Source organism: Sodalis praecaptivus, assembly GCF_000517425.1.
GTDB lineage: Bacteria > Pseudomonadota > Gammaproteobacteria > Enterobacterales > Enterobacteriaceae > Sodalis_A > Sodalis_A praecaptivus.
Genome location: NZ_CP006569.1, coordinates 3,248,282 through 3,261,582, shown reverse-complemented (window position 1 = coordinate 3,261,582; position 13,301 = coordinate 3,248,282). Strand labels below are relative to the sequence as shown.

Here is a 13,301-nt window from a genome sequence, read left to right as displayed (position 1 = left end):
GTTAATCACTCTCGCTGCCGGGCGGGGCGGGCGGCTCCGCCGGTAAGTCCGTGGTGTTATCGCCCAGGAGGATATGATCCAAAATCTGGCGGGTAATGGTACCCACCGCCGGGCCGACGCCGCCGTTTTCCAGTATCACCACCACCCCCACCGTTGGCTTGTCATAGGGGGCAAAAGCGGTCATCAGCTTATGATCACGCAAACGTTCGGCGATTTTATGCGCATTGTAGGTTTCGTTGGCCTTCAGGCCATACACTTGGGCGGTACCGGATTTGGCCGCCGCCTTGTAAGGGGCGTCGGCAAAACTTTTGCGCGCCGTGCCGTTCGGCCGGTTGGCGACGCCATACATACCGTCTTTGGCGATCTCCCAATAACCGGAATGAGGATCGCCGATTTGCGCCTGTTCCGGTTGTCGATAGGGGACCTGGCGGCCGTTTTCCCGCGTACCGTAGAGCAGATGCGGCGTGCGTACCGCGCCGTCATTAATCAACGTCATTAACGCTTTAGACATTTGCACCGGCGTGGCGGTCCAATAGCCCTGACCGATGCCAACGGGGATGGTGTCACCTTGATACCAGGGTTTTTTGAACCGCGCGATCTTCCAATCGCGGGTCGGCATCACGCCGGCGCGCTCCTCGGACAAATCGATGCCGGTATACTGGCCGTAGCCAAATTTGGTCATCCATTCGGAAAGCCTGTCGATGCCCATATCATAGGCCACCTGATAAAAGAAGGTATCCGCCGACTCCTCCAGCGCTCGAGTGACGTTCAACCGCCCGTGTCCCCAGCGCTTCCAGTCGCGGTAACGTTTTTCCGAACCGGGTAATTGCCACCAGCCCGGATCAAACAGCGAGAAATTTTTATTGATAACACCCAGGGTCAGCGCCGAAACCGAGATATAGGGTTTTACGGTAGAGGCGGGCGGGTACACCCCCTGGGTGGCGCGATTGATAAGCGGGCGGTTTTCGTCTTCCAGCAGCGCGTGGTAATCCTTGCTGGAAATACCGTCGACAAACAGGTTCGGGTCGTAGCTTGGGTTGGACACCAGCGCGCGGATGCCGCCGTCGCGGGGATCGACCACCACCACCGCGGCGCGGCTGCCGGCCAGCAGTTTCTCAATATATTGTTGCAGGCTGAGATCCAGCGTCAGGGTAATATCCTTACCCGCCTGCGGTGGCTGCTCGTGCAACTGGCGGATCACCCGCCCGCGGTTATTGACCTCGACCTCTTCGTAACCGGTTTTACCGTGCAGCGTACTTTCATAGTAACGTTCGATACCCAACTTACCGATATCGTGGGTGGCGGCATAGTTCGGCAAGATGCCCTCTTTATCCAGGCGTTCCACGTCGCGGTCATTGATTTTCGACACATAACCGATAACGTGGGTAAGCGCGGAGCCGTAGGGGTAGTAGCGGCGCTGGTAGCCCTTGACTTCGACGCCGGGAAAACGGTACTGGTTAACGGCGAAACGGGCCTGTTGCACGTCGGTCAAACCCACTTTAAGCGGTAGCGAGGTAAAGCGGCGGGAACGTTTACGCTCTTTTTCAAAATTGGCAATATCGTCATCGGTTAAATCGACAATCGGGCGCAGAGCGGCGATGGTTTGGGCTAAATCGTCCACCTTTTCCGGCACCAGCTCCAACTGATAAATGGTGCGATTCAGCGCCAGCGGGGTGCCGTTGCGGTCGTAGATGATGCCGCGGCTGGGCGCGATGGGAACCAGTTTGATGCGGTTTTCATTGGAGCGGGTGCGGTAATCCTCGAAGCGGACGATTTGCAAATGGTACAGATTGACGATAAGTATGCCGGTCAGCAGCAATATACCGGCGAACGCTACCAGGGCGCGGCGCACGAACAGCGCCGACTCGGCTGAATAGTCGCGGAAGGGGTTACGTTCTATTTTCATTCAGCGGAATTATTTCACGTTAACCATCTTCACCGCTTCACTCGCGGTGATAAGGGTGATTGGTAGTAATGCTCCACGCACGATACAGGCTCTCCGCGACCAGCACCCGCACCAGCGGATGCGGCAAAGTTAACGGGGACAGCGACCAGCTTTGCTCGGCGGCTGCCTTGCAGGCGGGGGCCAGCCCCTCGGGCCCGCCGACAAGGAGACTGACGTCGCGCCCGTCATGCTTCCAGCGTTCAAGCTGCTGCGCCAGCTGCGGCGTCTCCCAGCGTGCGCCGGGGATATCCAGCGTGACGATGCGATTGCCTTTTGCTACCGCAGCCAGCATCAGTTCCCCTTCCTTTTCCAGAATGCGCGCGATATCCGCATTCTTGCCGCGCTTACCGGCCGCAATTTCCGTCAGCTCGAAGGGCAGCTCTTTGGGAAAACGCTTGAGATAGTCGGTAAACCCGGTGTGCACCCAACCCGGCATTTTGGTCCCGACGGCGATAAGCTGCAGTTTCAAACCTCAGCTCCAGAGTTTTTCCAGCTCGTACAGGCGGCGACTTTCTTCCTGCATCACATGCACAATCACGTCGCCCAGATCGACGACGATCCAGTCGGCGGCGTTTTCCCCCTCCACGCCCAGCGGCATCAGGCCGGCGGCGCGCGACGCCTGCACCACATGATCGGCGATGGACATGACGTGGCGGCTGGATGTCCCGGTGCAGATAACCATGCAATCCGTTATGCTCGACTTGCCGCGCACGTCGAGGGTAATAATGTCTTGCCCTTTCAAATCGTCTATCTTGTCAACAACAAAATCTTTGAGCATGGTATCTAGCAAAGGTTCCCCCTCCGGTATGCTTCGCGCGCGCCACGCGGGAAACGGGTGGCGCAATAGTCAATGGGATAGCTGCCAGGCGCCGGTTGACCGCGGAATGAACTTGGCATCACAGCGCCGGCCTGGCCGGCGAGATAAGGCGCATAGCATAGCATGGCGCGCACACTAACGGTATAAGCCCTGTTCGTCAATATAACCTTGCACCGCGGGGGGGAGCAGGCCATCGCAGGCGCGGCCTTCACGGTAACGTGCCCGGATGTCGCTGGCGGAAATGGCAAGTTGCGGCGTATCCGCGCAATAGATAAGCCCCGCCGGCTGCCGATGCAGCGCCTGCGGATCCCGGGTTAACCGGCGGGTGAGCCAGCGGTTGTCGCTCTTGCCGTCCAGCCCGTCGCCATAGCCGGGACGGGCGCACACCAGCAGATGGCAAAGGTCCAGCAGCGCCAGGCCGCGGTGCCATTGCGGCAGAGTGAGCAGCGAATCCTGGCCAATGATGAAGCCCAGCGGCGCGTCGGGACCATATTCGCGGCGCAGTTCTTCAAAGGTATCGACCGTCCAGGAGGGCGTTGAGCGGCGAAGTTCACGATCATCAAGGGTGAACAGCGCGTCCGGCACCTCGGCGATCGCCAGGCGCGCCATCGCCAGCCGCTGCTGCGCCGACGCTACCGGCTGCGGCCGGTGCGGCGGGACATTGTTCGGTAGGAGGATCACTTGCTGCAGGTTGACAAGGCGCGCCAGCGCAATAACGGGCCGCAGATGCCCGTAGTGGATAGGGTCGAAGGTGCCGCCGTAAAAGGCCCTCAGAGCGCGATCAGCCATTAAGCATCGCCGCGGGCAGCGTTTTGCCGCACAAGAGCAGCGCCAACGCGTTCAGATCAGACCATACGGGATAGCCATAATCCTGCTTAAGCGCCAATTCAATGTGGGTCATTAACGCCACCGCGTCCCGCAGCTGCGGCAGGGTAAGCCGCCCCAACGCCTGTGTCAGCAGCGGCCGGCGGTTCTGCCACACTTTATGGCGGTCGAAGAGCGTGCGCATCGGCGCGGCGGCCATTTGCCGTTTCAGCGTCAGCAATTGCAGAACTTCGCGCTGAATGCTGCGCAGCAGGATCACCGGCTCCGCGGCTTCCAGCCGCAGCTGACGCAGAATGTGCGCGGCGCGTTTGCTCTTACCCGCCAGCGCGGCATCGACCCAGTGAAACGGGGTAAAATGCGCGGCGTCGTTTACCGCCGCATCGACCCGCGGCAGCGTCAGACTGCCGTCCGGGTAGATAAGCGACAGTCGCTCCAGCGCCTGGGCCAGCGCCAGCAGATTGCCCTCGTAGCAATAGCACAGCAGTTGGCAGGCGGCGTCATCCAGCGTCAGCTTCATGCTTTTGGCGCGCCTCGCCACCCAGCGCGGCAATTGCCCCTGCTCCGGCGTGGCGCAGCTCACCAGCACCGCACGCGGGCTAAGCGCTTTAAACCAGGCGGTGTTCTCCAAGGCGCGGGTCAGCTTGCTGCCGCGCAGGATCAGCAGCAGATCCTCATGGAGCAGCGACGCCAGCTGAAGTAGCTTTTCCCCCATGGCGGCCTGAACGCCACCGTCCGGCAGGACAAGCAACAGCGTCTGGCGACTGGCGAACAGGCTGCGCGCCTGGCACAGGCTGAAAATCGCGTCCCAGTCGGTGCCGGCGTCCAGCGTAACGCTGAAATGTTCGTCGAACTGCTGCTCCTGGGCCCGATCGCGAATACCATCCTGGCTTTCCTGTAGCAGCAGCGGATCGTTGCCGAACAGCAGATAACAGGGGCGCAGCGACTCTTGCAACTGCGCGCCCAACTGCTCGGCATACAGCCGGATCATAGTGCCGCCCGCCGTGACACAGAGCACCGGTTCATCAGGACGCCGGCGCCGCCGTCGGCCGCGGTTGCTGCTGCTTCAATTTCGCGTCCAGCGCATTATCCGCCTCCTCGGCGGCATGCACCGTCAGCAGTTTACGCACCAGCTGTTGCGCCGCCTGCTGACGCAATTCTTGACGGATGATGTCCCCTTCGGCATCTTTCGCCAGCGCCGTCAGCGGGTTATCAAAGAACGAACGATAAACTTTCACATCGATGGGGTAGTAATCTTTGCCGGGCATCAACACCTGTGCCTGTACGCTCAGCGTCATCTGGTATTCGGCGGTTTTCCCATCCTGGAATACCGACGCGGTCACCTGACTTTCCGACGAATTGACAATCCTAAGCGACGGCAGCGTCGCGTTTTTGTCCTTGGCGTCGTCAAGCAGCGTCACATCGTTCAGACGCAGTTCAGCGCGCACGGCACGGGTCAGCGGGCCGTAAGGATCATAACTGTTCAATGTCATGGTTTTCATTTCGGTCGGCACCTGGGCGGTGGTGCCGCGCAGGTGATAACCACAGCCGGCGGTGGTCATCACCGCCAAGCCCAAGATCAGTGCTAAAGTCCGATATCGCACAACGTCTCCTTCTGTTAACCCACGACCAGGTTAAGCAGTTTACCCGGTACATAAATCACCTTGCGTACCGTGGTCCCTTCCAGATGTTTCGCCACCAGATGTTCCTGAGAGGCGCGCTCACGTACCAAGGCTTCGTCGGCGTCTGCGGGCACGGTAATTCTGCCGCGCAGCTTGCCGTTGACCTGAATGACCACCAGTTTGGCATCTTCCACCCTAGCGGCGTCGTCAGCGACAGGCCACGGGGCGTTATCGATATCCCCTTCGCCCCCCAGCGCCCGCCAAAGTGTGAAGCAGGCATGGGGAGTGAACGGATAAAGCATCCGCACCACCGCCACCAGGGCCTCCTGCAGCAGCGCGCGATCCTGCTCGGTCTGCTGCGGCGCGCGCGCCAACTTGTTCATCAGTTCCATAATGGCGGCGATGGCGGTGTTGAACGTCTGGCGGCGGCCGATATCGTCGGTGACCTTGGCAATGGTTTTGTGCACTTCGCGACGCAGCGCTTTTTGCTCGTCGTTCAAGGCGGCGATATCCAGCGTACCCACCGGGCCCAGCTGGGTATGCTCATACGCCAGTTTCCATACGCGTTTCAAAAACCGATTGGCGCCTTCCACGCCGGATTCCTGCCATTCGAGCGTCATTTCCGCGGGCGAGGCGAACATCATAAACAGGCGCACGGTATCGGCGCCGTATTTCTCCACCATCTCTTGCGGGTCGATACCGTTGTTTTTCGATTTCGACATCTTGCTCATGCCGGCGTAGGCCAGCTCGCGGCCCGTGGCATCGGTGGCTTTGACGATGCGGCCTTTCTCATCGCGCTCCACGCTGACGTCCACCGGCGAGACCCAAATGCGTTCGCCGCTGTCCCGAAGGTAGTAGAAGGCGTCGGCCAGCACCATACCCTGACACAGCAGGCGCTTGGCCGGCTCGTCGGAGGTGACCAGGCCGGCGTCGCGCAGCAGCTTGTGATAGAAACGGAAATACATCAGGTGCATGATGGCGTGTTCGATACCGCCAATGTACTGATCCACCGGCAGCCAATAGTTGGCGGCGGCGGGATCAAGCATGCCGCGGTCATAATCCGGGCAAGTATAGCGCGCGTAATACCAGGAGGATTCCATGAAGGTATCGAAGGTATCGGTTTCACGCAGCGCCGGCTGGCCGCGGTAGATGGTTTTGGCCCACTCGGGATCGGCCTTCAGCGGACTGGTAATACCGTCCATTACCACGTCTTCCGGCAGCACGACCGGCAGTTGATCTTCCGGCGTCGGCACTACGGTGCCGTCTTCGAGGGTCATCATCGGGATCGGCGCCCCCCAATAGCGCTGGCGGGAAACCCCCCAGTCGCGCAGGCGATAGTTCACCTTGCGCTCACCGACGCCGCGCGCCACCAGCGCATCGGCAATAGCATTGAAGCCGGCCTGGAAATCCAGACCGTCGAATTCGCCGGAATTGAACAGCACCCCTTTGTCGGTCATTGCCTGAGCGCTGATATCCGGCTCGCTGCCGTCGGGGTTGCGGATGACCGGCTTGACGGGCAAGTCATATTTGCGGGCAAACTCAAAATCGCGCTGGTCGTGACCCGGTACCGCCATCACCGCGCCGGTGCCGTAATCCATCAGCACGAAATTGGCCACCCAAACCGGCAACGTCTCGCCGGTTAGCGGATGCAGCGCGTGCAGGCCGGTATCCATTCCCTTTTTTTCCATCGTGGCCATGTCCGCTTCCGCCACTTTGGTGGTGCGGCATTCCTGGATGAAATCGGCCAGCGCCGGATTGGACGCCGCCGCCTGCAGGGAAAGCGGGTGACCCGCCGCGACCGCGACGTAGGTGGCGCCCATAAAGGTATCCGGGCGGGTGGTGTAGACCGTAAGCGTCTCTTCGCTGTCGACGACCTGGAAGGTGATTTCCACCCCTTCCGAACGGCCGATCCAGTTGCGCTGCATGGTTTTCACCTGCTCAGGCCAGCTCTCCAGCTTATCCAGATCGTACAGCAGTTCGTCGGCGTATGCGGTAATTTTCACGAACCACTGCGGGATTTCCTTGCGCTCGACCTTGGTGTCGCAGCGCCAGCAGCAGCCATCGATGACCTGCTCGTTGGCCAGCACCGTCTGGTCCTGCGGGCACCAGTTGACCGCCGAGGTCTTTTTATATACCAGGCCCTTTTCATACAGGCGGGTAAAAAACCACTGCTCCCAACGGTAATATTCCGGGCGGCAGGTGGCGAGTTCACGATGCCAGTCGTAGCCGAAGCCCAACAGTTTTAGCTGGCTCTTCATATAATCGATATTGGCATAGGTCCACGGCGCCGGCGCGGTATTGTTTTTTACCGCGGCCCCTTCGGCGGGCAGGCCAAACGCGTCCCAGCCGATAGGCTGGAGGACATTTTTGCCCAGCATGCGCTGATAGCGGGCTATCACGTCGCCGATGGTGTAGTTGCGCACATGCCCCATATGCAGGCGGCCGGAAGGATAGGGCAGCATGGATAGGCAGTAGTATTTTTCCTTGCCAGGGTCTTCGGTGACCTTGAACGTATCATTTTCATGCCAGTGTTGCTGGACGGTGGATTCTATCTCTTCCGGGCGATAAAGCTCTTGCATGGCAGCCAGTGGTCCTTAAGTGAAATACGGCGACGCTCGCGCAGGGAGCGTATTAAAGCATAATGCTAGGATCCGCCTAGCATAGCTGATAAGCGATAGCGGCAACAACACCCAGCGCCCGGCTGGGCCGTTTTTCTAACAATATTCGCGGCGCGCGCGGCAAATCCGCTTCGTAAACGGCCTCGGCGCCCCGCGGGCAGACAGATTTGGACTAACATTATGAGGATAGTATCAACATGCCGGCAGCGCCGCCGGTCAAGGAGAGAAGAATGGACAAGGTCGCGCATCATTACCATCAATTGCTTACTTCGCTGACCCAGCGGCTGGAACAGGGAGAACGGGATATCGACGCGCTTGAGGCGGATGCCCGCCGGCGCCTGCTGGCCAGCGGTGATCTTACCCCCATTGAAGTGGAAAATGTCACCCGCGCGGTGCGGCGCGATTTGGAAGAGTTCGCCCGCAGTTACGATGAAAGCCGTGAGCACGATGACGAAAGCGTTTTTCTACGGGTCATTAAAGAGAGCCTGTGGCAACGGCTGGCGGAGATTACCGACCGGACACAGCTGGAGTGGAAAGAGGTGTTTAAGGACGTTAGCCATCATGGCGTTTACCACAGCGGCGAGGTGGTCGGTTTGGGCAATCTGGTATGCGAGCGCTGTCATCATACCCTGGCGTTTTATACCCCGGAGACGTTACCGCTCTGCCCGGATTGCGGTTTCGATGAATTCCATCGCCAACCTTTCCATTAACGATTTCGGCGGCAATAGGGAGTAGTCAGGGACGCCAACCGAAGACCCGCTCTGCCATTAAGCCTCAGGGAGGGCACCCTGGGACAAGGGAGGTCATCGGGGGATTGAGACGGCGCCGTGGGACAAGCAGCGGCTAGCTGCCGCTTAAGGCACGGGGGAAATACCCCCAAGGCATAAGCCTTTGGCGCTGCCGTGCGCCGGGCAGGGGAGGCGAGCGCCGCCGGACAGGGGCAATGGGCACCCTGTCCGACCTGCGGCAGCCTTAATGCAGGATTTTCGCCAGGAAGTCGCGGGCGCGGTCCGATTGGGGATGGGCAAAGAACGCTTCTTTGGGCGAGTCCTCGATAATGCGTCCCTCATCCATGAAAATCACCCGGTTGGCCACTTTACGGGCAAAGCCCATTTCATGGGTGACCACCATCATGGTCATCCCTTCCTGAGCCAGCTCCACCATGACATCCAATACTTCGTTTATCATCTCCGGATCCAGCGCGGAGGTGGGTTCGTCGAACAGCATCGCCACCGGATCCATGCACAGCGCGCGGGCGATCGCCACGCGCTGCTGCTGGCCGCCGGACAGCTGACCGGGGAACTTATTAGCGTGCGCCGCCAGGCCAACCCGTTCCAGCAGGGCAAGGCCTTTAGCGCGCGCCGCGCCTTTCTCGCGTTTCAGAACTTTGACCTGCGCCAGCGTCAAATTGTCAATAATCGACAAATGGGGAAAGAGCTCAAAGTGTTGGAACACCATCCCCACTTTGCTGCGCAGCTGTGCCAAATTGGTGCGTTTATCGCTGACGCTGATGCCATTAACGCGAATCTCCCCCTCTTGAATGGGTTCAAGGCCGTTGACGGTTTTGATTAACGTCGATTTACCGGAGCCGGAAGGGCCGCATACCACCACCACTTCGCCTTTATTGACCTCGGTGGTGCAGTCGGTCAGCACCTGAAAGTGACCATACCACTTGGAAATATTTTTCAGGGAAATCATCTAACCGTCCTTTTTTTCAAATAGTTCACCAGCGTGGAGGCGCTCAGGCTGATGACAAAATAAACCAAACCGGCAAACAGCACCATTTCCACCTGCGTCCCGTCACGCTCGCCGATAGACGAGGCGGTACGGAAGAAGTCGGCCAGGCTTAATACATAAACCAACGAGGTATCCTGAAACAGCACGATGCCCTGCGTCAGCAGCAGCGGCACCATCGCGCGGAAGGCCTGCGGCAAAATTATCAGCTGCATGGATTGCCAGTGCGTCATGCCGAGCGCCAACGCGGCGGAGGATTGCCCACGGGCGATACTGACAATGCCGGCGCGGATGATTTCCGAATAATAGGCCGCCTCAAACAGCGAAAACGCAATCATGGCGGAAATAAGCCGGATATCGGTCTGCGGCGATAGGCCCAGTCCCTTTTGCAGCAGGCTTGGCACGACCAGATAGAACCACAGCAGCACCATTAACAGCGGCACCGAGCGGAAAAGATTGACGTAGATTTTGGCGAACCAACTGATGGGTTTTACCGGCGAGAGACGCATCACCGCCAAAAGGGTGCCCCAGATAATGCCCACTACCACCGCGGTAAGGGTAATTTTTAACGTAATGGCCATCCCCTGCAGCATATAAGGCAGGCCCGGCTGTATGGAACTCCAGTCGAATTCGTACATTATTTGCTCCCAAGATTGCCCGGCAGGCGCACTTTTCGTTCGACAAAATGCATAACCAGCATAATCACGGCGTTGATGAGCAGATAGCCCAGGGTAATGGCGGTAAAAGATTCATAGGCGTGGGCGGAATAGTCCAGCAATTTGCTGGCCTGCGCCGCCATCTCCACCAGGCCGATGGTGGAGGCAACCGACGAATTCTTAACCAGGTTGAGCATTTCCGAAGTCATCGGCGGCACGATGATCCGATAGGCATTAGGCAGCAAGACATAGCGATAGGCCTGCCCCAGCGTGAGTCCCATCGCCAGCGCGGCGTTCAGCTGCCCCTTGGACAGCGACTGAATGCCCGAGCGTACCTGCTCGCACAGGCGCGCGGCGGTGAACAGCCCCAGGCACAGCATCGAGGAGACAAAAAACTGAATGGTGGGGTCCAATTCGGCTTTAAACCAGGTACCAATGGACGCCGGCAGTAGCTCCGGCACCACCAGATACCAGATAAACAGCTGCACTATCAGGGGAATATTACGGAACAACTCTACATAACAGGTGCCTATCCCCGCCAGAAACCGATTGGGCAGGGTGCGCAAGATACCGAACAGAGAACCCACGACGAAGGCAATAATCCAGGCGCAGAACGACACGGCGATGGTGACCTGGAATCCCGACCATAGCCAGCCTAAATAGGTGGTGTTGCCGAACGGGGCCGCTTCAAAAAAGATTCCCCAGTTCCAATTTGTTGACATAAAAACTCCGGTAAAAAAGGGTAGCGAGCGCTACCCTGAAGATTGATGAATGGCCCCCTGTTGCCGCGCTTCGGGGAACGGCCTTAGCGCGTCTGTCTGTCCGGGCCTTTGGTCAGCAATCAGTAGGGCGGGCAATCCCGCCCTTATTATCGTTATTAGTTTACGGCTTTATCGTTAGGCGCTTTGAACAGGGCTTTCATATCGTCCGACATGGAAAAGTTCATGTTCAGATCCTTCGGCGGAATAGGCTGTTTAAACCACTTGTCGTACCATTTCTCCGCTTCGCCGGAGGTCTGGATATGGGCAATAGTGTCGTCCATCAGCGTTTTGAACGGCGCGTCATCTTTGCGCAGCATGCAGCCGTAGGCTTCTTTCGATTGCGGCGTGCCGACGATATCCCATTGATCGGGTTTACGCGATTTGGCCCGCTCGCCGGCCAGCAGGGCATCATCCATCATAAAGGCCACCGCGCGGCCGCTTTCCAGGGTACGGAACGAGTCGCCGTGATCCTTGGTGCTGATGATGCGCATCTTCATCTGCTTCTCATCGTTGAGCTTGTTGAGCAGCACCTCAGAGGTGGTTCCGGCGGTGACGACGACGGTCTTGCCGGCCAAGTCGCTAAAATCTTTGATGGGGCCGCCTTTTTTCACCGCCAGGCGGGTACCGATAATGAACAGCGTATCGGAGAAGTCCACCTGCTTCTGGCGCTCCAGGTTATTGGTAGTGGAGCCGCATTCAAAATCATAGGTGCCGTTTTGCAGCAGCGGGATGCGGTTGGAGGAGGTGATAGGCAAATATTTCACCTGCAGATTCGGTGCGTCGATTTTCTTTTTAATGGCATCAACGATGGCGTTGGAGTAGTCCTGCGAATAGCCCACCACTTTCTGCTGGTTGTCATAATAGGAGAAAGGAACGGACGATTCGCGGTGGCCCACCACGATGACGCCGTTGTCTTTGATTTTTTTCAGCGTGCCCGTTAATTCCTCGGCATGAGCCTGGCTGGCGGCAATGCCGATCATCACTAACGATAACGCCAATTTGCGCATGTGCATCTTCCTGCTCCTTTGCTGTGATTACGGTATCTGACATTTCAGCGTCCGGTGCCCTGAGGCGGCAAGCCGGCCTGAGGAGAGACCCGCTTTAGGGACGGATTCGTCAAGCGAATTACCGTTAAAATAGCGTAATGTAAATAAAACGACACAAAAATGTTACCGTTTTGAGAACCGTTGCGCACTAAAATGCGGCGTACGGCGGCGTCATGCCCATTATCGGTGCAGGGCCTGCACCGTGACGGCGCGACGGTTTACGCCCACGCATCACGTCGCCGCATCGGTACCCTCAACCAAATAATTGGCAGCAATATTCATGCCAGGTGAAACTATTGCCCCGCTATGGAGCACGGTCGTTGATGGCGCAAACAGGTTATCTGCCAGCGGTGGCGGGGGATCCACCGGCATGGAAATGGCTTTCCAGAATAAGAACGGGGCAGTTCATGACCTGGCCGGCTGACGCGGCTAGGCGCCAGGCGCGGCCAATTTTGCTGCTGGGGTTATCGGCGGGGCCGGCGAGGAGAGGCAAGGTAAGCCCCCTTGACGGCGCTGACGACAGGGGAGCGGGGCGGTGACGGGCCGGCGGCGTTCGGGCAGTAAGCCCTCAGATTGGCAGTGACGGTTTCACGGCGATGAGGCCCGAGCCAGCACGGTCACGGGTGCGTTATGGCAACCGAGGCCGTTTGTCTCGTACGCTTCCCGCGTCGCGCGCTGAGGGCGCTTTTGCTATTGCGCCGCCTTATGCAGGGCAACGTGCGCCTTGAACACCTCCAGCGCCTTAGGCAACTGCGCCGGATCGTGCTGTCTACCGCTTTCCCACAGACCGGCGAAGCCAATAGCGCGACCGCAATGGATAAAGGCTTCATCCACCCGGATGACCACCACGCTCTTCGCCGGCACCCCGTTCTGGGCAAACCGCGCGCACAGAGCTGGGTCCACGGAAATCTGCGCCCGGCCATTCACGCGAAAACACTCCGACCAGCCCGGAATCAAAAACAGCAGGCCGGCAAACGGGTGATGCAGCAGATTGGTCAAGCCATCCAGACGATTATTGCCCCCCCGATCCGGCAGCAGCAGCGTTTTGTCGTTCTCTACCTGGATAAATCCCGGTTCACCGCCCTTGGGCGAGCAGTCGAACCCACGGGGACCTTGGGTACCCAACACCACAAACGGCGACAGGGCGATAAGCCGTCGCGCATAATCATCTAAATGATCAATCTGTTTATGCAGCACGCCGGGATGAGGGGCGGCGTAATAGTCGCGCAACTGCGCGCTGTCCTGCAAAATATAGCGTTCATCAAGCAGCATGCCATGTC

13 protein-coding genes are annotated in these 13,301 nt (G+C 58.7%); 1 reads left to right on the top strand and 12 read right to left on the bottom strand.

Translation table 11 applies throughout. The annotated features are described in order from the left end of the window. Window position 1: 1 nt before the first annotated feature. From mrdA to leuS, 7 genes are all read right to left on the bottom strand, one after another. Complete coding sequence (gene mrdA, locus SANT_RS14420; protein WP_025422984.1) at window positions 2-1,906, bottom strand: peptidoglycan DD-transpeptidase MrdA; 1,905 nt, start codon at window positions 1,904-1,906, stop codon at window positions 2-4. 37 nt (window positions 1,907-1,943) lie between these two features. Continuing rightward, window positions 1,944-2,414, bottom strand: coding sequence for a 23S rRNA (pseudouridine(1915)-N(3))-methyltransferase RlmH (gene rlmH / locus SANT_RS14415; RefSeq protein ID WP_025422983.1), 471 nt, complete (start codon window positions 2,412-2,414; stop codon window positions 1,944-1,946). Window positions 2,415-2,417: 3 nt separating this feature from the next. Further along, window positions 2,418-2,723 (bottom strand): ribosome silencing factor, encoded by a 306-nt coding sequence (gene rsfS / locus SANT_RS14410; protein ID WP_038668612.1) that lies wholly within the window; start codon window positions 2,721-2,723, stop codon window positions 2,418-2,420. 174 nt (window positions 2,724-2,897) lie between these two features. Further along, window positions 2,898-3,551 carry a nicotinate-nucleotide adenylyltransferase gene (gene nadD, locus SANT_RS14405; RefSeq protein WP_025422981.1) on the bottom strand — a complete coding sequence of 218 codons (654 nt, stop codon included), beginning with the start codon at window positions 3,549-3,551 and terminating at the stop codon, window positions 2,898-2,900. Then, a complete protein-coding gene (gene holA / locus SANT_RS14400; protein ID WP_025422980.1) occupies window positions 3,544-4,575 on the bottom strand; it encodes a DNA polymerase III subunit delta in 1,032 nt (343 codons plus the stop codon). The genes nadD and holA overlap by 8 nt, the downstream gene beginning before the upstream one ends. Window positions 4,576-4,609: 34 nt before the next feature. Next, window positions 4,610-5,188, bottom strand: a complete 579-nt coding sequence (gene lptE / locus SANT_RS14395) for an LPS assembly lipoprotein LptE (RefSeq protein WP_025422979.1) — start codon at window positions 5,186-5,188, stop codon at window positions 4,610-4,612. A 14-nt stretch (window positions 5,189-5,202) separates the two neighbouring features. Further along, window positions 5,203-7,785, bottom strand: a complete 2,583-nt coding sequence (gene leuS, locus SANT_RS14390; protein WP_025422978.1) for a leucine--tRNA ligase — start codon at window positions 7,783-7,785, stop codon at window positions 5,203-5,205. Window positions 7,786-8,054: 269 nt separating this feature from the next. Here leuS and SANT_RS14385 point away from each other — a divergent pair, with 269 nt between their 5' ends. Next, window positions 8,055-8,534, top strand: coding sequence for a zinc ribbon-containing protein (locus tag SANT_RS14385; RefSeq protein ID WP_025422977.1), 480 nt, complete (start codon window positions 8,055-8,057; stop codon window positions 8,532-8,534). 262 nt (window positions 8,535-8,796) lie between these two features. Here SANT_RS14385 and SANT_RS14380 read toward each other — a convergent pair whose 3' ends face one another. The 5 genes from SANT_RS14380 to SANT_RS14355 form a co-directional block, all read right to left on the bottom strand. Further along, window positions 8,797-9,522, bottom strand: coding sequence for an amino acid ABC transporter ATP-binding protein (locus tag SANT_RS14380; protein WP_025422976.1), 726 nt, complete (start codon window positions 9,520-9,522; stop codon window positions 8,797-8,799). Continuing rightward, on the bottom strand, window positions 9,519-10,196 hold the full coding sequence (gene gltK, locus SANT_RS14375) for a glutamate/aspartate ABC transporter permease GltK (RefSeq protein ID WP_025422975.1): 678 nt from the start codon (window positions 10,194-10,196) through the stop codon (window positions 9,519-9,521). Before gltK ends, SANT_RS14380 begins: the two co-directional genes overlap by 4 nt. After that, window positions 10,196-10,936 carry an amino acid ABC transporter permease gene (locus SANT_RS14370; RefSeq protein ID WP_025422974.1) on the bottom strand — a complete coding sequence of 247 codons (741 nt, stop codon included), beginning with the start codon at window positions 10,934-10,936 and terminating at the stop codon, window positions 10,196-10,198. The genes gltK and SANT_RS14370 overlap by 1 nt, the downstream gene beginning before the upstream one ends. 155 nt (window positions 10,937-11,091) lie before the next feature. Continuing rightward, window positions 11,092-11,988 carry an amino acid ABC transporter substrate-binding protein gene (locus tag SANT_RS14365; protein ID WP_025422973.1) on the bottom strand — a complete coding sequence of 299 codons (897 nt, stop codon included), beginning with the start codon at window positions 11,986-11,988 and terminating at the stop codon, window positions 11,092-11,094. 723 nt (window positions 11,989-12,711) lie between these two features. Next, complete coding sequence (locus tag SANT_RS14355; RefSeq protein ID WP_025422971.1) at window positions 12,712-13,293, bottom strand: MSMEG_1061 family FMN-dependent PPOX-type flavoprotein; 582 nt, start codon at window positions 13,291-13,293, stop codon at window positions 12,712-12,714. Window positions 13,294-13,301: the final 8 nt, after the last annotated feature.